Raw genomic sequence first — 19,286 nt, forward strand, 5'->3', positions numbered from 1 at the left:
AGGTGGGGTAACGCGATTTATTGGTAACTCAATACGTTGAACGACCCGGGGCTACATCCACGGTCAGGTAACGGATCGGAAATAATGTTGAATGTAGCGCCCGCCGGTACGGTGAAGTTGATCGTGGTGCTTTTGGCCCATTGCGGATTGTTATTTATACTCGTCGCGACATTTAAACCGTTTACGAATGCGGTCAAAGCGTAAGTGTTATCACAAGAACCATCATTAACGCCCCAGTTCTTGGTGGATTGTCCCCCGAGGGCACTCACCGACATTGTTGAAGTCCCAGGATTAGACCCTGAATAATTTCCTATGTGGTACCCCAGTTGTTGATAGGCACCGTTGCCTTTTCCTGTACTTCGCCATAACCCATTCTGACAATACAGCAGAGCGCCATCGCCAGTGCGACCCACTAATCCGTTAGGGCTACAACCCCATCCTTCATTAGCTGTGCCATCCAGCTGTAGATATTCGCCCACGGATGCGCGTCCATCGGCACGAACACTCCCCCCTTTCAGTTGGCCGCCGGTATAAATGCCTTTATTGTTAATCGACTTAATCCAGTCGTTATCGTCCATATAAAGCCCACCGCCGTGGTCTTCGTTGAGCCAGCCTTTGCCATGCTTGGTGATGAGCCAACCTGTGTCACTTTTGATATCGCCCTTTGCGGAAATCCAGCCATTTGAGTAAACGTATTCATTTGCAACAACGCGTTTACCCGTCACGTCTTCACTGAAGTTGCCTGTTTTCGCGTTGATAGCATTTGCGTTGTTCAGATCGTTGGCACCCATATCAATCGCAGTATGCATCTTATTGAGATCAGGACGACCGTTAACCTGAAAACGATACAGGCGATCGCTTTCTTCCGCCCCGCCGGCCAATACCTCTGACGTTAAATAAACCGCCAGATGGCCGCTTTGTCCGCTAAGTCCCATGCTGGCCAGATTGACTTCCCAGCCCCCGCCGGCACCGTTGGCAATATTGGCGGGATAGATATATCCCCCAAGGCCAGAGGTGTTCTGGGCGATATAGCGTTGGCCCTTGAACGCGATATCCTGACCGCCGGCCGTCAACACAAAGGCGACCAGTTTGTCGGTTTGCGCAGGATTGCGTGTCACCGCGAGGATATAGTTCTGAGTATTATTGTTGGTCAGGGAGAAACCTGTCGGCAGATACCCTTTATCACGCAGGATTTGTCCGGTTACCGTGACATTACCGCCGCCCTTAACCTGATTCAGTAGGGTGTCGTAGTTATCTTTGACATATAGGCGTGCGCCCTGGCTCACGGTGCTCAGGTGTGTCGCTGTTATGACCCAGGTTTGTTCCTCCACATAGTTGGAATATCTTTCCAGTCCGATCGGCGCAGCGATCAACACGATCCCCAGCACGATGGCCATTGAGATCAACGATACCCCCCGGTTGATACGAGGGTTGGCAACTTCAGCAGTCATAAAGCACCTGATAGGGTCAGTTGAGGAGAGCTTCCGGCCAAGGTCGCCAGTAAGGCGAACAGCCAGGGAGCATAAGGTTGAGCCATTTTTTTCGTCAGCAACGCACCAACGATAAACAACAAGAATGCACATCCGCTCAGCACGCTGGCCAACTGCCAGGGAAGCCAGGCACACAGCGCGGCGATCAAATGCACATCGCCCAGGCCAAACCCTTCTTCACCCCGCAGGCTTTTGGCACTGTAGTGAAAGGTATAGAGGAACATAAACATGCCGATACTGCCTGTGAGCGCCTCCGTCAGGGTGAGCGTGCTCCCAGGCAGACAGGTAAACAGCAGACCTGTCAGCCAAAATCCATTGGTATACCGTAGTGGCAGCCAGTAGTTCCGCATGTCGAGTAACACCATTGGGATGCCCCATGCGAGTAATCCAATGATTTTGACGGCCCCTAACCACGGGAAGCCAGCTAATGCTGTTGTTGCGATCAGGACAGTGCCGGTGCCGACGAAAGTTATCGTGACGCTACGTATCTGCAATTGAGTGAGCGGTGGCCCATGATGTTCGAGTAGAAATTGCTTGGCCTGATTAACGAGCGGTTGTGTGAGGATAACGAGAAAAACACTGGCGAAGCCGATCAGCAGAGTGATCTTCAAAAGGTACATGGCCATCAGGCCGCACCTCCCTTGAGCTTCATGTACATGGCATAGATCTTCCGGGCGTAAATCATGCGACGCGGGCCATTATTGTCAGCGAACCCGGCATTGTAGGAGCCGAGGCATTGCCAATTTACGCCGCATTGCTTTAGGTGTTTCGCCAGTATCCATGCTCCGATTTGTACATTGAGGCACGTATTGTTCAGCAGATCTTGTTCACTCGTAATAAGCCCAAGAGCACGCAATTGAGGAATGTGTCGATCATTGATTTGCATCAGCCCGAAATCGCGACTGGTGACGTGCCCCTTCTTATCGCGATTCATGCCGACTGCTCGGGGGTTTAGGCTGCTTTCGACGGTAGCCATCGAACGCAGTAATAGGGGGTCGACTTTATAGCGTGCCCCGGCTTCATTAAAACAGAACGCCTGTGCCGGCAGCGATAATAATAACGCCCCGCCCAACACCAGACAGGACAAGGCACGTTGAAAAGAAAACAACATAAGAATGCACTCCAGAAGGAGGCCGGCAACAGGACGTTACCGGCGGGATGGGCATCAGGTGTTGCTTGTGAAAGTGAGGGTGTTTTGACCCACCGAGCCTTTATCTGCAGTGCACTGTGCGCCAACGGCGCTCGCCGCGATTGCACCATTAGTCGACGTGCCGTTAACCATGGTGGTCACAACACTCGGCGCCGCACTCAGCTTGGTCGCCAGAGTAATGCACGCTTCCTGTGGAACCGCCGCGTAGGTCAGTGAGAAGGAGGACTTCTGACCGCCAGCGGTAGCAACGGGTTGCACGGTGACAGCCCCACCCCACAAGTTTTGAAGCTTGGCGGTTCCGGAAGACTTTGTACCCACAACAGTCATGTTTGCCGGCGCACCACCAAACTGGATCAGTGCCCCCGTCATGGCATCAGCTGCTGCGAAGTTATAGATGCCAGAGGTTTTCAGCATACTGCGACTGTTAGTCAGCAACTCTGCGGCATTGTTGTACTCAGTGCTGGCATCGTTTTTGTTAAACAAACCCCCTCCCTGGGTAATGGCAACCGTCAGTATTACCAAAGCAATAACGATATAAATAGCTGCTTCAAGCAGGGTAATTGCACCACGGTTGATCACTGAACGAAGTGGTGTTTGTGTCTGTTCCATACTATTTCCTTTAGGTTTTTAGAAAGATGGGCACATTAATGTGCGCCCACGAGGTCGTTGAGGTTTTGTGTAGCAAGGACGATCAGGATCATGTATCCAGCGTTGGTGCCCAATGCGAGGTTGGAAAGTAAGGACGCCGTCCGCTTGATCCGGACTACAGTTTGCACAAGCCAGGCTCGAGCAAAGTTTTCAATAATGATTTCAGCGTTATCGCCATCGGTCAGCAGGACCAACTTGTCGATAGCACGTGGGGAAGGGAAACCGTAGCCGGCATTGCGTAATGCCAGACCGAGGTGGTTACCTTGTCTGACCTGGTGCTGAGTGGCAGCTAAGCGCTCATACAACCAGGGCGGCGCATAGCGACTCAGCATTTCGATTGCGTCTTCGGTTTTCACCTGTGCCCGCATCAATGCACTGAAATTCAGAAGGAACCCCACACCGAGAACGTCGCGATATACGCTCCAGGGCAATAAACGGTCTAAAACATGCTGCCGTGTTTTCCCTATGAGGTTCGGCATCGACCAGATCACGAAAACAACGAACAGAATGATGAACACACACAGGATAATGGCGTGATTGACAAAGAATTCGGAGATGGCGCTAAGCCACCACAAGGCGCCAACCCAATGATCTCGAGCTGATAATGACTCCAGCCGAGGCAAAAAATAGACAGTCACCATTTTCATCATGGCGAATGTCGTTGCCAGTAGCATTAACGGGTAAGTCAGCGTGGAAACCAACGCTGATTTCATATCAGACATTCCCTGAACAACAGTAATGGCTCGATATAAAGCAGCAGCCAGGTTACCGTCCTGGACACCGCCGCTGAGAATTGCAGCTTCCTGCTGGGGTATCCAGGATGAGAGCCCTTGGTCGACTGATTTTCCCTGGCGCAGGGCGTTGAGCATTTCCTCCAGGCAATAAACAACCGGGGGACGTTTTCCTCCGTAGCTTCCTATCATTGCCTGGAGGGCCTTTTCCACCTTGAGGTTATTGTCGAGCAGGAAAGCCAAATCCTCGTAGAGGGTCAGCCGGTCGGCGGTGGAGAAGGTTTTTTGAGCCAGCCAACGGCCTAACCCTTCATTCATGTTTTTCGATGAGGGCAGTTTACTGCGGAGTGCTGCCAGACGTTCGCGCAAGCGTAAAATCATGATTTTATCTCCGGCGGCAGCAAGGTCAGACTGTCCTCGTCCAGCGGACTGATGTAATCCGCATCAATCGGGTCGACCATCCCTGCATTGAGATAACGCAGCAAATGTTGTCCGCGGGTAATACCCCCCAATTCGTTAACCCAATAACTGCGTGCGGTCAGCTTGCCCTCATGGCGAAAGAGTTCCATAAACCGGGCATCAGGGCGGATAACTTCGGCAATAACACGCCGACCGGTAACGCCCTTGTAACAGTGCTCACATCCCTCCGGATGACGAAAGGCCAGTTTCTCCACCTCGCAAAACCGCTCAAGTAGCCCTTTCTTCTCTTCTTCCAGCTTGTCACAGACCTCACTCCAGCTTTTTTTGCAGTGAGGGCACAGCAATTGCACCAGTCGTTGGGCAATTAGCCCGATCATGACTTGAGGATCGGCCACCTGGCCCATGGGGATACCCAATGTGTCGGTCAGGCGGTCAAGAATGCCGACAGCGTCATTCGCATGCAGCGTCGTTTCCACCAGGTGGCCGGACTTGGCCGCCGTCAGTGCAGATTTAACCGAGTTGGCATCACGAATTTCGCCGACGACCATGGCATCAGGATCTAAGCGCAACGCGGCAGAAATAGACCTAACCCAGGCACGACTAACGGCATCCGGATCGTTTTTATCGGCAATGATGGGGGTCTGAACTGCTCCCAGAATCAACCCTTCTGGCGGATCTTCCAGCGTCATCAAGCGTTTACGGTGACCTGTAAAAGACAGGTACATCTCGCTGAATGTACGCAGGGAGGTACTTTTCCCGGAGCCGGTCGGGCCTGACAGGATAATCACGCCTTCGGGGCGTGCCAGCATGCGGCGAATGAGTATTTGTTGTTCCGGTAAAAAACCCAATTCGTCCAGTGTGGGAGGGGCTTTGCCTTCATCAGGTAAAATGCGCATTACGACATACAAACCAAACTCTGCTGGCGTATGGGCATAGCGTGCGCCGAATAACTTAAGCCCCTGCAGAAACTCTTTGCGCACCCGCCCATCTTGCGCACGATTGGGGTTAAAACTCTTTTCGGCCACGTCACACATAGACATCACGATAGTTGATGCTAGCGTTACCCCTTCGGCATGATCCAATTGGGTCACCGTTTCGAGATCACCGTGCACGCGAAATTGCACCACTGTCACATTATTCATCCCGATCAGCAGATGAATATCACTGGCACCTTTTTTCTTGGCTTCCCGAAAAAAACCGATGATTTTCGCCTGTTGCGCGGAGTAATCGTTAGCCTCGGGGTTGTCTGTTACCTGGCTTTGCTGCAATTCTCTTAATTTATCGAGCTGTACGCGTTCGATGTGCAGCCTGGGGTGTTTCTTGTGCGCGTTGGCAATTTCAGACTGAACGGCCAAGTGACCGATGTGAGCATCAGAGATGTACAGGGTGGGGGCTTCAGACTTTGTCAGGTCCAAATAGATGTATGTTGAACCGCGTTTTTCGAACATGTTCGCTACCCCGCAAAGGAAAGTGACACCATTGTTTGGTTTTTCCCGGTGACGACCACTTCATTGAGGTTGATACGTTTAACAACGTATTCCGTACCTGGAATGCGGTTCCCTGCTTGTACAGTGACCTGGTTGCCATTACTGAGGGCTAACACAGCGGTAAAGCCCTTACCGGTACCGGTGATCTCAACGATTTGTGGTGGGGTGGCATCTTGAGTTGCACCCTTGACTTCGTTCTTGTTGTCCTGAGCAGGGGGCGCTGGATTGAAAGGTTGATCCAATCCTCGGTCATAACCGTTTTTTTGCAGCTCATTCAAAGCTTTGGCCCTGGCAAGCTGAGCCTCATACAGCACCGTCTCAGCCTGTATGGCTTCCAGTTGCCCCAGATTTAATGCCCGTCCAGCCTCGGTGCGGGAGAAAGTGGTTGGCAGGGGAATATCTGCTGATGTTGGCGGCTTCACCGACTGTTCAGCCGACGGTGTAGCAAGTGGGGCCGCCGGTATGTCAGCGACAGGCGCGGCGAATGCACCGGGTGCGGTCAACACCAGGCACAACGCCCAGGGTGTTACCCAGGATTTAACGGTTGGCATACAGAAGTCCCTCAATGGTGTATTCCAGACGGTTGTTTTTGAGCGTGGTCGTGATGCTGGAAGCCCTTATTCCACGGCTATTGAAGCGCGTAGGGGCAAACAACCGATCAGGCGGTATGTCGGTAATGAACGTAAAGCTATAGGTACGCCAGGGCAGGTTTTGTATGTCGACATGTGTTAACTGGGTGGCAGCATCTGTTTCACTGAGGCGCAGACGGGCATTGATGCGCTGGGCATAGCTGGTCAGATGTTGAATCTGTTGGTTGCCCGGGAGTAAAACTTCAGGGGTTTCCGGCAGTGATAGCGGAACGGTTAAGGCAAAGGACGCATCATCCGCGCTGCCGGGAATATTAAACACCGGTTGAATATCTGACCCATAGAGAACGGGCAACCGCAAGGCAAAGTCCCCCACGGTGCCCCCATTCGGCAAGGTGTAGTGCAGCGTGATCTTACCGTGTGCATCGCATGTGGCCGTGTTGAACACCCATCCCGCAATGGAAATCTGCGCGTCTTTCCACACGCTACTGCAGGCACTGAGCATCGAGGGGAATTTCGGTTGCATTGCCCAGGGTTTCAGGTTGTCTGCCGGAGCCTGTTGCTCCAATTGTTGCCTGGCCATCAATGCGGCCTGAGCGGCGGCAATACGCGCATCTTCCAGATGTGTTTGCCACGCCGTATAACCGGCATATCCCGTGCCCAAGGCCACTACTGCAATGCCCCATAACCACAGTAACTGAGGGTTATGCGTTTTACTTAGGCGGGCGCGTCGTAAACCGATTTTGTTGTCGATCAGTGCTGAGAGCGCCTTATCTTCGGTTTCCTTATCCGGGAAAAAACCGCGTGGGGCGTACACCGTCCAACCTGCTGTTGGTGCCGAGGTTATCTGTAGAAAATTTGAAACTGCGGTTCGTATGGCTGCATCGTCGCCTACGATGTCGCCGAACGGGGAGAGCATGCCGTCGCTGATAGCGACAAACCAATATTGGCCATCAGCGAGGGGGAAAACACCGTAACAGGCTTCTGGTAGCACCGGCATAACAGCTAACGCCATCGATGCCAACGAATGTTGCCCCTTTGTCCGGGGGGATTTATCAGAGATAGTGACAGTGCCCAGTAACGTGCCTTGAGCTTGTCCGTCGCCGATAGACAACGCCGCCCAGTGACTGGCATTTGCCTCTTTAGCGCGCATTCGCATGCTACGGCGCCCACGTAACGGAAGATATTGCCAGTGCAATCCTGCCACAAGCCAAACCTTCCCATTCTGCAACGTGTATGTCGTCTGTTGTTTCATGGCTTATCCCAAGATGACAGGGGTGATAAGAATGACAAGCATGGTTTTGTTGTTCTCACCGTTGGCTCCACCGCCAAGCCCGAAGAAGCGGAAACTCCCAACTCCCTGACGGTTAGCGGTGTTATTGAGAGACTGATAGCCACTCAGCACCAGCGTTTGTCCGGACTGCATGATCACGCGTTGGGTAAACGTCTTGAGGCGAGTTTTCATCAGTTCGACAGACGTTTTTTCGCTGGTAAACGTGCGCATGGTCGGGTCATCCGACATATTAATCGCGAACTGCAGCTGCATTTTTGGCGACTTGGGCATCAGGAATGGCAATACCGTCATATTGAAGCCGGTAGTGATCGTCGATTTGGTGATGCTGCTCGATGAGCCGACGTTGGCCGTGTTTTCGGTGGTGACGTTGGAGGCATAGTCCTGTTGCAGAGCAACCTGAATGGGTACTGCGGACAGGTTAGTGGTCATGCTGGATGCTTCGGTCATCACGCTAACATTCGCTTGCTCGGACAAGGCTTTGATAAAGGCCTTTGTGCCGGCACCTTTGCCATCAAGGATAGAAACACCCCCGTTCAGGGCATCGGAAGCAGCACCACTGAATGCATTGGTCAATGACAATCCGATGCTGCCGCTGTTGAATACGGCGTTCCAATCAATTCCGTACTGATCCTGAGTGCGTTTTTCCACGCTGTAGACCTGTACGTTGAGCACCACTTGTCGATTGAGCTCATTGTTGCGGTCATCCAGATAACGACCGATCTGTTCAAGTACACGCGGCGTATCGGTGACAGTTAGCACACCGGCGGACAGATTCATGCGGCCGGTACCCGGCGTCAGCATCGACTTGATGGTATTGGTGACGTCCTCATAAAGGCTGGACTTGATTTCCATCTCGGTCGCCTGGGAGGTATTTGAGTCTCCACTGAGTCCACCGCCGCTGCTGTCGCCCGTAGCGCCCATTGACGATGTGGTACCGCTCACTGTCTTGGAGCCAAAGCTCGCTTTACTGTCCATAAACATGACCGGGAAGGTGCGGGTGTCGAGGTAGAAAATAGCGATCCGGCCCTGTTCATAACGCCATGACAATCCCAGGCGTGTGGTGACATTGTCGAGCAACCCGCCCAGTTCCCCCTGCCAAAACACGCCCCTCAGTGCAGTACCACCGGTTACCGCCGGTGCAGGGCGAACGGGTGAGCCGCCCAACGCGGCCAAAGGCACCATCCCATTAGGGTCTGGTGCGGGAACGGGGCCACTGAGTTGTTCCGTCCTCCCGCCTCCTGTTGGGGCGAGCATGGCTTGTGCATCCGGGGTGACGACGACAGGCAGGCGGCATCGTTTACTGATGAAGGCGCTGACCTCTGCCAACGTAATGCTACCGGGGCGGTTGATGGCGACGGCACAGGGCGGTAGTAAGCCATTACCCCCGGCCTGCGCATTTAATGGATAGGGGTTGATCCATTGTGATGTCAGATCACGAACGACAGCGCCGTTTTTTATCGCATGCAGGTGTTTATCGGCTTGTTTTTCATTCTGTGAGACGGTGTTGTCGATTTTGTCGATACGTTCAAGTGGTGCACATCCGGAAAGCAGCAAACACAATGTCGCCGCCAACCCGGTTAAGGGGAGGTGTTTTTTCATTTTTAACCTTGGGGGAGAGGGATTAGTTGAGGTACACCAGGCTACCGTCAGTAATGCTATCCGGCACATTGACCTGCATGTCGTTGCCAAAACTGTCTAACAGGCGTCTTGCAACAACTTTTCCAACTAAGGCTGAGTGCCGGCTTTGTGCTAACAGCGCAGACATCAGCCCAGGTTGGTCAGGTTGGTAGACATAGACACGGTCAGCCTGCAGTACATTGTGTAACGCAGGAAGGGATGACCAGCCGAAGGCGCTGTCCGGGATTACACCGTCTTTTTGCGAAGGATTGTTATAGCGCCAGTCATTGATATCATTGATATAACGGACGGTTTGAATAGCGCGCTGGCTCAGCGTGCTATCCTGCAACTGTGTACCCGTTTGGTCATGGGGTGATATGTTTGACCAGACGAGGAAACCTATAAACACCGATAACAGCCAATAGACCATCAGTGGATCTCCTTATCGTCCACCGATATGACGCATTGTTCGTTACGCACACCTGCATACAGTGGCACTTTTGCCGTACCGTATAGCGTGAACAACCCGTTCAGCGCATCTCTGAAACTGCCCTCAAACTGCAACGGAGCATCGATACGATAGTTAGCTTGTGTCAGCCACGCCACAGTCCAATTAGCGACTCCCGGAGTAGAGCACGTTTCACTTGCAGCCCAATTAAACAGGGTGTCTTTCAGCGTGCTACCGGCTTCTATCCGCCAGACCTTTGGCTTAATAACTGTTTTAGGCAAGGTCACAAATGCAGTGGTTTTAACCGCTGCAGCAGGACGTGGCACTGGTAATTTTCCACCGAATGGATTGCGCCCAGAAGCAACCGCACCTTGTTTACTGGTGCTCGTTGGGGCTGTAGGCGTAGGTCCTGACGTTTTGATTTGTGGTGGTGTTACTGCCATTCCTGGTGTAAACGCGGCCGATTTGGACGCGACGGAAACGCGCTGGGCTTGCCAATCGAGCAAGGCCACCTTGCTTTGTCGCTGCAAGACGTCGTCCAAAACAAATGGCCATTGATCATTACCGGCCCACTGTAGTGTTTCGCGAGTATCCGGCTTAAGTTCTTGCGAGAAAGCAACTTGCCACCCTGCCGGCACTATCTGGCGCAAAGCCTGACGAAGTGTCTGGGATTTACCTGCACCCGCCAGCGCAGGTGTTCCAACGCGTTTCCCGAGATAACGAATAGCATGCAATGTGGGAACAGCCTGACCCGCCAGTGCAGGTGTCTCAGTTGCATTTCTTGCCGGCAGGACTTTTGATGAAGCAGGTAAAGGTAATGGCGTGCCCGGTGAGAGATTTACACGGCTGGCTTTAGCGAGTTCTGCCTGTGCCTGTTGGATAATGGGGAGCTGTTCCTGGATCAGCGTAGTGACAAACTGCTGTGCCGGTACTGTCGGCGGTGTGTGGGTATTAAGGGCACACCCAGTCAACACCACCGGAAGAGCGACGGGGAGGAATGATTTCATAGGCGGTTTTTCCTCGGGCCGGGGCGTCGACCACGCTTTGGTTCATTGGCACGATCAAGAACTCGCTGTGCCAGGGCGTTATTATCCAGCGTTGAGGTCAGGTCCAAAATGGCCTCAAGCACATCACGACAGGCTACTGGACGACTGAGGATCCCCGTCAAATTTACCGCTTGCTCATTAAGCATCTGATTATGTTTGGCATTCAATGAGTAGTTTTTCCGTTGTGTCATAAATATCACCTCGGTTACGTAGAGACGTAAGCACGTAATCAATAAAAAAGACCGACCGGGGTACCGGGCAGCCAAGGGGGGTGTTAATTAGGGATGTCTTTGCTGCTGGCGTGATGTTTGGCGCAGTGAGCGGCAACGGCTCAGCAGGGATAAATATTGAGGGAGGAAATTTTCACCGCTGTCAATTTCAGCTCGGCAAGTGCTCCGGGCATCGTCTTCAAGGGCGAATGTTTGCAAGACAAAATCTTCGGGTTGCCAGTCAACGGCAATGGTTTTACTCAGGGCTTGCTTCGACATCTATCCTCCGGTTGTACAGAGAAATGCTGAAATCAAATAAAGCGGGGATAGCGGTTAGCGTAGTGCTTCTATGAAGGCAAAGAAGAGGGCGCTGCGGGTGTCGCCATCATTTGTATCAACCAACGCCTGTATTTGTTGGCGCTGTTGCTGATTAAGAGGTGTTGCCCCTTTATCCCAGCGTCGTTTGCCTGGGTTCTTACGGGAAAAGGCTTGCACGCAAACAGGTAACTGCATTACGTCATCCACAACAGCATCTCGAATTGGAGTGATTTCACCGGCAAAACGTACCAGGTGACTTATCCCAGGGCAGAGTTCGATTTTTGATGAATGGTGGATTTCGGTATCAAAGAAGATGAAGAGGTACCCAGGAAACATTTGCTCCATCACCGGCCGCAGCTGGCCTGGACGATCGGAACGGGGACGGTATGTACGCATGACAGGGCTGAACGCCATGATATTCATGCGTTCTAACGTCATTTGGGCTTTAAAGACATTGTCTTTACCCGCTTTATGGCAGGCGAGATACCAGCGTTCCATGACATTCCCCGTTGATGAGCGGCAGAAAAATGATAAAGCGCAGCGAGACAGGCAGGCTCCGCCAAAATCAATCCCATGTTGGATGATTGGCAGAGGCTGTTGTAAGAGGAAACGGACATCGCGGTTTCTCCTGACTGCGCTTTAGCCTGGACTGCACCCGACACCCGGGGCAGGGAGGTGCCCGATTAGGTGTAATCAGGCGCAGTCCAGGCTAAAGCTAAATTACAAGGTTCAATGGGTTGCTAGTTGGCGGACTGGCGATCCTTTGAAGCCTGTGCTTAAGTATGCCGCGAAGTGTATTTGCAAAGTTAAATTGTGTAAACGGTTTTTTTAACGATCTTAAATGTTGTGAAATATGCCATAAACAGAGCTAAAATCCTGTATAACTCAATTTTTTGAATCAATGATCTGGAAAAGATCCTTTTTTCAGATCATTAGATCGACATAACTATCAAAACAGAATAATTAACTATATTAATCAATTGTTCATTTGCTTGTTTATTGAACAATTTGCCGTGAAAAAGCAATTTCGATGTTATTATTTAGGTGGATTCTTATTGAATTGAGTTTGATAGATAAAGGGTGGCTCTATTGTGGTATGAAAATCACTCAGGACATCTTTCGATTAGGGGGGGGTATTGCGGGAAGACGTGGCTAGTTTTGTTGGTCAATCATCAGAAACGTAGGTGAACTGCACAAAAAAAGATCGCCAGAGATCCTTTTGTTGCAAGGACGCGAAAATCGGGTAGTATTTACAGCGATTTGTACTGTTTTAAAAAGGTACTAAGTACCTGAGCAGTCGACGTAATTCGATCAGTGTGTAACGAAAATTACAGGCTGTAGTGGATAGGGCATATCCTAAATGTCCAGGGAACAAGGCTTGGAAGGTACAGGCCTTGAATGCAAAAACCCCCCGAAATCTGTCATCAACTTGGCGGAAGAGTCAGATATCAGGGGGTCAAAAGCAGGCGCTGGCCTGCAGAGATTATAACGCATGCTATTTAGAAAACAATACCTGTCCGCCATAAGTTCAGGACAGGGTGACTGAGCAAGCAATCAACTATCAGGTTCGCCCTGAACCTGTCTATTCTCCAACCCGTCGCGGTGAATCAAACCGTTTACGGAAAGGACAACCCAAAATCCACTGTCACCATGTAGCAGTGTTCTCCGGTACCGTACCTCGTGGCGCCGCTGCTAAAGTCGTTGCTCGTATTCGTCAGCATGACTGGAACCGGAATTCTGCGTTGGTTGCATTGCGTCAACGTGGATATATCCCATATCGACGTCGAAACGATCCAAGTTATACCCCGAAACCTATGCGAGTGAGCACACGTGAAGAAAGCCGGCGTGCATTGACCGCACTTTCCTTAGCATTAGCAGCCAACTGCGACTATAACCCGGATGCTGATTACCCGTTTGAGATTATTGCTCCGTTCGAGGAAATCGCTCGCGCCATCGGCGTGCTGCATATTTATGAGAGTGGCCGTAAATCTTGTGATGTGGCGACCCATGCCAGGGATGTGATGGAGGAGTTGGATTACCTGGTTGTGCATCGGGCTTGGGATACTGATGCTGGCCAATATAAAGCGATGCGTATTTTTCTTACAGAACGCTTTTTTACCAGCCGTGGGATCGCTGTTGAGGAAATTCGCTTATGGCTTCATGGCTACCGCCAGTGGGCGATGGTGAACGGCCTAACAGAATCCCTGCGCAAGAAGCACGAACGTCATCAACTACGCATGGCCCGACTTGGAATTGATATTGATTCACACCATTCATTGAAAAATCGCCTGCGACAGATTAAGAGGTGGGTAGTGAGTCCCGATCTGCTGCAAGAGAAGAAGGCGATCGTTGAAGATCTAGGGAAAGAACTAGATGAAATGGCCTCTAAAATGCGAACGCGCAATGGAAAAATAGTGAACAGGTATCAAATGACTTGGGTTCGCTGGTCTACTAGTGCAGAGGCTCATCCAATAAAGATTATGCAGCTCAAGCGCGGCCTAACTGATGAACACCCGTCTTTAGAGCGGGATGATCCTGAACAGTATTATCGGCTGTTGCTGGAACGAGCCGGTGTACTCCACTAAGCATTATTTTCACCGTTCAATACAATGACCCGTGCGCCAGCGCGGGTTTTGTGCTGCGTGTAAGAGCTAAAAACCCATTTGTATATGTCTAAGGTACCCTTCAAAAGTCTGCCGGAACGATAAATTAGACGTAGTTCATGGTCTTCGACCGTCAACTCAAACAGTTGATGAAATATCATTCAGTTAACTTCGAACGAACTCACAAAAAATAGTTAATTTCGAAGGTTATTTCTGAACAAAACAAGCCCCAAAAAAGGGGAGTATATTTCGTGCCGGCTAAAGCCAGGCTCTCGAAAATAGCTCCCTCCGCTTTGCTTCGGGCTATAACACTCCATCCCATAAAGCACGAAACCTCGATAGGCAGAAAAATCCTAGTTCAATCGTTTCTTCAAGCTACAATGCCCACCCACGAAAGTCGGCTTCGCCTCCAAGGTAGCTCACCGATTGCAAGGTACAGCTTCGCAACGGCACGTTGCGATCTACACTACAGTAAACTTTTTAATCACCGAAAAAGACCGGCTTAGCAGGATGGGGGGCCGTTTGGGGTAGTTGTGGACAATAATTGCGGATGAATCCACAGCAGCAATAGTTGTCCTATAGATATTGAACAAATCCATTGATCGATTACTGATCAATCAACATTAAAGCGTGCAGAAAGTAGGGTTTTACGGCGAATAGAACGGGTATTTTGGGATGCTATTCACGGAAATCTTGAGTAACATTATAGGTTTAGTCACGGTATACAGACTGATAGGCATTTATGGCGACGTTGTTTATTGATTTACTTATCAAACCGCGTAAAAGATTCAGACTCAAAACAACCTCTCAGGATGATTTGACTCAGCAATTAGTGCGATACGTGCAACATCACTACATCCGACAGACTGGTTGGGAGCTCTATAAATATGGTCGCAGCTGGGGAAATTTGTGCCATGTTGTACCGAGTCCATTTATCGCCTGGCTAGAAACGCACAAAGATAACCCTCGAGCTGTCGAAATCGTTGAAAGCTGTAAGGTATACCTTAGTTCAGAAGAAGGGGTTGTTGACCCTTCTATAGCCGTGTACATCCCTCTCAGTTGGTTATGTATTACGATCCCTCCAATGAACGAAGCATTGCGCGAACATTGGCAAACCCGGATTGGCACTGTTTTGTCTGATCCGCTGCCCGTGAGTGTCCCAACGCTTAAACCTTCCGATTATTATCTATTGTGTGAAGGACGGGCAATTCCCAATGTCTGGCAGCACCATTTTGAGCTGTGCATGAGAAATAGCATGCCGTTTATTGTGTTGTGGCACTTTCCACCCAAGCAAGCCCGTTTTGTTACTCGATACGACATCTTGTTTTCCTGGGAGCCCTTGGTAAAAAGCCATCTGCACGTTTTCGAAAACCCCGAGTATCCTGACATAGCAAAGATCATCACCAAGCGTATTACTCAGTTATTGAAAGAAAGGCGTCACTTGGAAGGGTTCAAACGAGTCACATTGCAAAATGTGTTGGGTGAAGGGCAAATCAACATTCTTAAACTCAGTTTTGAGGCTGCTGAACAATTGACGTTAGACCTGGTGAAAATGCTCCAGCTGATGATCGACGAAATAGAATTAAAGCTTAAGAAAAAGACGATTCGGATGCCTTGAAAAGCATGGGTATGGGAAATAGCTAAAGTTACTATCATTTCTGCATGCCGTTCGGCAGAAGATGAAATTTAGCCCAACGACTATGGGATACAGCACAAGTTCGTTAGGCTCAATGTATGGGAAAAAGCTAAAGTTCAAACGTTAGGTAAGGCTGGCTCCGGGTTTTTAGTAATGATGGTAAAAATCAGTTTGCCATCGTCGGTCTCTGACATCGAGGCCGTCAAGGGGGTTTCTTTACTGATCTTATCCAGGGCCGGCTTGATGAACGTCCGTTTCATCTCAGCAAAATTATCTCGTTGCGATTGTGGGAGTTGGTAACGTTCAGCTAACCAATTTGGTGTTGTGATCCATATGCCGGATTTTCTAAACTGACAAAGGCTTTCGTAAAGGCGGATAGCTCTCACACTGTTAATGCGGCCACAATCATAAAGATTGTAAGTAGTGAATTGACTACTAAGATCAAGAAGGTAGGGCATCACTTTATTATTGAATTCAATGTTCCATGAACCTCGGCCTCGTTTTAAACCAGCTTCTGCCAGCCAAGGGCGTTTCCGTTCTTCATACTCCCCATCAGATGGAAAGAAGGTAACAGAGCTGTTTGACAAGGCATCAATGCCCTTCCTGACATCTGTACTGGCCGTAGCTTGGCTCACCTTGAACAATCGCTGGTAATCAGCAACTCGCACTGTAAACGTACCTGGATGGTCTTCTTGCCGATAGGTTTCCATGAGGCATAACCACAGTACTCGTTTTGCCTGCAGTGAGAGATAGTAAGCTGCCTCGGTCAGTTCATTAGATTGTGCTATAGCTGGACGACTAGTTTTAACAATCCCTTTATTTTCATTCATATAACTATCTATGGGTTGTTTGTAATGTACCCATAGTTGCATCAGCTAGATGATGTGGTCAAGGCAAACTTATGTTGTTTCCCATAGGGATTCACAGAAAAAACTAACTTTAGCTATTTCCCATACGTTCTTTAGCTGTTACCCATAACAACTTTAGCTGTTACCCATAGTAACTATAGGTTTCACCCATAGTTAGTTTTGGTATATCCCATATTGACAGGGCTGAGGGCCGCACCACGAAAGAGCTCACGCGTTGTCTAAAAAGCTTTTAAAATGTTTTAAAAAACATAAAAAAAGGACTTAAAAAACAATCCTGTAGATATGTGGATAACTCTATTATGGGAAACACCTAAAGTTTAATGATGTAAACTGCGGTAGCCCCCACCGGAAAACCGGCGGGTCCCATAAAAAATTTGAACTTCATAAATCGTTGCTAGAAAGGCCAATGTAGCTCTTTTGCCGGTAAGACCATCATCGCAACGGCTCGTTGCGATCCACACCTCTGAGGAGTGTCCAGCGTTGTTAAAAGACCAAGTCTAGCAAGAGGTGGGGAACAGAGAGGATCGTTGTTGATCCTCTCAATATAGGTATTGTGGCTACACCTTTCTTCTCTACAGAAGACTATTTGAAAGGGTTTCCATTTGAGCGTAAATATATTTCTCCTAATTTATACGCTGCAAAATCGTTCAAATGACCTACATCACGGAAAATAGAAACCCCATCAATTTCAGTTTTACATTTATTCCCGGCACATTGGGCATCTTTGATATCGATAACTATCAAAGACGGGTAGTCTTTTTGTAATTCAATAAATTTTTTATCAAACCAACCCATGTTGGACTGTGACCATTCTTGGCTATTGCATTCTCCATGTGTATATTCCTGTCTTAGAACTACCTTTTCTTTCAGACATGTTTCGTATCCTTCTGGCCGAGTGTAGATCTCTTTCATTATTACAGGCACAGAACCGGATTTAACTATGATATCCAATGATTTTCTCAGAGCTTCGTCTAATCTTTTCATTGAAAGTTCTAACGAGCGATCATCTCCAGGTTGGTTGATTATTTTATCGCTTACATACATTGGCCATAGTTCACCAATAATAACATAGTTAAATTTGTTATTTTCTATTTTATTATAATACGTCTTTGTATTGTCATAGCATGCTTGATATACAGTGTTATAAAAATGCCACCAATCAAATTGATAAATCCCAGGCAATGTTAAGCAAGATGATGTACTTAGTGACGTTATTGCAAGGTTTGAATTTTTAGCTAAAACATCCAAGAACATCCAATAATGGTTTGAATTAGAATCACCTATGAATAAGGCTTTCTTTTTAGATGATATTTCCCCGAAAGTACAAAGCACATCATTGTTTTCATTATCAAATTGATCTGTTAAGCAGTCTGAGCGATGACCGGATAGAGATTTATATTCATCAATAAGAGCGGATGATCTTGAAAACTCACTTCCGAACCGCCAAGGAAAATTGTCGGTTTTTTTTGCTATCGAGTAAATTATTACAGACATTAATAGAGGAATGACAATTAAGATCGTTACTGTAAAAGAAAGACTTTTTTGTACTTTACGTAACGGCATTTCGATGTATTTGTAGGATATACAAGCAAGTATACATGATCCTAGCAAAGTTAATAATAACATCATCGTATTATTGAACAAATTAAGGTAATGTAGCAAGGCGATCCCTGGCCAATGCCATAGATATAAAGAGTATGACCTTTTACCTATACCTACTAAGATGTTTGACGATAGTACAAAAGATGAAATGGAATCTGTTTTTTCACCGGAAAAAATAATCATCCCAGTAGCTAATGCTATTGCCACTGTGTAAATGTTAGGATAACCATTTATAATTCCAGGATAAAAACCTATGGATATTATGCTTAGTAGACCTAACAGACCAAACAAGTTAGTAAACTTATTACTTTTTTCGTTGAATTTGTAAAATGCTAAGCAGCTGCCAATTTGCAATTCAAAACAACGTGAAATGAAATCATAATATCTGTCAATGTTAGAATGATATGATAAGTATGATGATGTGATTAATAACGAAATAGTGATTATATGATTTGCTATTATAACTCTCTTTTCTGGAAAGTATTTTAATGCCATATGTAATGCTATTGGGAATGTTATATACCACTGCCATTCAATTGATAGTGACCAAGTGTGCAATAGTAGCAGGTAATTAGAATCTTGTGATGCATAACTTGTGGTCACATCAGCAAAATATTTGTTTGATGAGAAATACAATGCGTTCTTTACACTGTGAAGATATGTATTGTAATCTTCTGGCAAATAGAAAACACTGCCAATTATTAACGTAAATATTATTGCGCATAGGAAAGAAGGTTGAAGTCTCCAAATTCTACGTATAAAAAAGTTTTTTAAGTTAAATTCATTATTGTTTGTTCCGCCCAATATTATTTTTGTTATTAAATATCCTGAAATAACAAAGAAAACATCAACGCCGATGAATCCAGAATTGATAAAGATGCATCCAGCATGAAATAAAATAACTAAAGTAACGGCAATAGCTCTTAAGCCGTCAATGTCGCTGCGGTACTTCATTATAACCTCTTATTTATTATGACTTCAAAAACATTATACAATTAAAATTATGTGAGTGATATAGAGATGATTGGAAATTTCAATGTCTGTTGATGTGTTGTTAACTTTTTATTTAAGTGATTTTAATAGTATTAGATGAAATAATAAATGATGATTAGTGCGTGAGATTTAATTTCG

The 19,286-nt window shown here is 48.2% G+C and carries 18 protein-coding genes; 2 read left to right on the forward strand and 16 right to left on the reverse strand.

What is annotated here, in order from left to right:
• Window positions 1–17: 17 nt before the first annotated feature.
• The 14 genes from pilV to AC2FC2_RS23405 all read right to left on the reverse strand — a co-directional run bounded on the left by pilV (window position 18) and on the right by AC2FC2_RS23405 (window position 11,943).
• Window positions 18–1,451: a shufflon system plasmid conjugative transfer pilus tip adhesin PilV gene (pilV, locus tag AC2FC2_RS23340; RefSeq protein ID WP_130016811.1), complete on the reverse strand. Its 1,434-nt coding sequence runs from the start codon at window positions 1,449–1,451 to the stop codon at window positions 18–20.
• Window positions 1,448–2,116 (reverse strand): prepilin peptidase, encoded by a 669-nt coding sequence (locus AC2FC2_RS23345; RefSeq protein ID WP_130016810.1) that lies wholly within the window; start codon window positions 2,114–2,116, stop codon window positions 1,448–1,450. The genes pilV and AC2FC2_RS23345 overlap by 4 nt, the downstream gene beginning before the upstream one ends.
• Window positions 2,116–2,601, reverse strand: coding sequence for a lytic transglycosylase domain-containing protein (locus AC2FC2_RS23350; RefSeq protein ID WP_017891023.1), 486 nt, complete (start codon window positions 2,599–2,601; stop codon window positions 2,116–2,118). Before AC2FC2_RS23350 ends, AC2FC2_RS23345 begins: the two co-directional genes overlap by 1 nt.
• Before the next feature lie 54 nt (window positions 2,602–2,655).
• A complete protein-coding gene (locus AC2FC2_RS23355; protein WP_017891024.1) occupies window positions 2,656–3,249 on the reverse strand; it encodes a type 4 pilus major pilin in 594 nt (197 codons plus the stop codon).
• A 35-nt stretch (window positions 3,250–3,284) separates the two neighbouring features.
• Window positions 3,285–4,400 (reverse strand): type II secretion system F family protein, encoded by a 1,116-nt coding sequence (locus AC2FC2_RS23360; protein WP_017891025.1) that lies wholly within the window; start codon window positions 4,398–4,400, stop codon window positions 3,285–3,287.
• Window positions 4,397–5,887 (reverse strand): GspE/PulE family protein, encoded by a 1,491-nt coding sequence (locus tag AC2FC2_RS23365; protein ID WP_017891026.1) that lies wholly within the window; start codon window positions 5,885–5,887, stop codon window positions 4,397–4,399. The genes AC2FC2_RS23360 and AC2FC2_RS23365 overlap by 4 nt, the downstream gene beginning before the upstream one ends.
• Window positions 5,888–5,892: 5 nt before the next feature.
• Window positions 5,893–6,477, reverse strand: a complete 585-nt coding sequence (pilP, locus tag AC2FC2_RS23370; protein ID WP_017891027.1) for a type IV pilus biogenesis protein PilP — start codon at window positions 6,475–6,477, stop codon at window positions 5,893–5,895.
• Window positions 6,464–7,768 carry a type 4b pilus protein PilO2 gene (gene pilO2, locus AC2FC2_RS23375; protein ID WP_130016809.1) on the reverse strand — a complete coding sequence of 435 codons (1,305 nt, stop codon included), beginning with the start codon at window positions 7,766–7,768 and terminating at the stop codon, window positions 6,464–6,466. Before pilO2 ends, pilP begins: the two co-directional genes overlap by 14 nt.
• A 3-nt stretch (window positions 7,769–7,771) precedes the next feature.
• Complete coding sequence (pilN, locus tag AC2FC2_RS23380) at window positions 7,772–9,406, reverse strand: PilN family type IVB pilus formation outer membrane protein (RefSeq protein WP_130016808.1); 1,635 nt, start codon at window positions 9,404–9,406, stop codon at window positions 7,772–7,774.
• A gap of 22 nt (window positions 9,407–9,428) precedes the next feature.
• Entirely contained in the window at window positions 9,429–9,854 is a 426-nt protein-coding gene (gene pilM, locus AC2FC2_RS23385) for a type IV pilus biogenesis protein PilM (RefSeq protein WP_017891030.1), read from the reverse strand.
• Window positions 9,854–10,879, reverse strand: a complete 1,026-nt coding sequence (locus tag AC2FC2_RS23390) for a toxin co-regulated pilus biosynthesis Q family protein (RefSeq protein WP_130016807.1) — start codon at window positions 10,877–10,879, stop codon at window positions 9,854–9,856. The genes pilM and AC2FC2_RS23390 overlap by 1 nt, the downstream gene beginning before the upstream one ends.
• Entirely contained in the window at window positions 10,876–11,109 is a 234-nt protein-coding gene (locus AC2FC2_RS23395) for a hypothetical protein (protein WP_128865607.1), read from the reverse strand. Before AC2FC2_RS23395 ends, AC2FC2_RS23390 begins: the two co-directional genes overlap by 4 nt.
• 87 nt (window positions 11,110–11,196) lie before the next feature.
• Window positions 11,197–11,406 carry a hypothetical protein gene (locus tag AC2FC2_RS23400; protein ID WP_129935392.1) on the reverse strand — a complete coding sequence of 70 codons (210 nt, stop codon included), beginning with the start codon at window positions 11,404–11,406 and terminating at the stop codon, window positions 11,197–11,199.
• 54 nt (window positions 11,407–11,460) lie between these two features.
• The gene (locus AC2FC2_RS23405; RefSeq protein ID WP_017891032.1) at window positions 11,461–11,943 is read right to left on the reverse strand and encodes a transcription termination/antitermination NusG family protein; all 483 of its coding nucleotides are present in this window, start codon (window positions 11,941–11,943) and stop codon (window positions 11,461–11,463) included.
• Window positions 11,944–12,983: 1,040 nt separating this feature from the next.
• Between AC2FC2_RS23405 and AC2FC2_RS23410 the strand changes: the two genes are divergently transcribed.
• Window positions 12,984–14,030: a Replication protein gene (locus AC2FC2_RS23410; RefSeq protein ID WP_129935394.1), complete on the forward strand. Its 1,047-nt coding sequence runs from the start codon at window positions 12,984–12,986 to the stop codon at window positions 14,028–14,030.
• A 760-nt stretch (window positions 14,031–14,790) separates the two neighbouring features.
• Entirely contained in the window at window positions 14,791–15,666 is an 876-nt protein-coding gene (locus AC2FC2_RS23415; protein ID WP_129935294.1) for a hypothetical protein, read from the forward strand.
• 134 nt (window positions 15,667–15,800) lie between these two features.
• On the opposite strand, the gene AC2FC2_RS23420 is transcribed toward AC2FC2_RS23415, so the two are convergent.
• Together AC2FC2_RS23420 and AC2FC2_RS23425 are read right to left on the reverse strand one after the other, a co-directional pair.
• Window positions 15,801–16,514 (reverse strand): replication initiation protein, encoded by a 714-nt coding sequence (locus tag AC2FC2_RS23420; protein ID WP_233527572.1) that lies wholly within the window; start codon window positions 16,512–16,514, stop codon window positions 15,801–15,803.
• Window positions 16,515–17,135: 621 nt separating this feature from the next.
• Window positions 17,136–19,109 carry an acyltransferase family protein gene (locus AC2FC2_RS23425; protein ID WP_130016805.1) on the reverse strand — a complete coding sequence of 658 codons (1,974 nt, stop codon included), beginning with the start codon at window positions 19,107–19,109 and terminating at the stop codon, window positions 17,136–17,138.
• Window positions 19,110–19,286 lie beyond the last annotated feature (177 nt).

This window comes from Serratia sp. CoH_122_TC_1, from assembly GCF_058191755.1.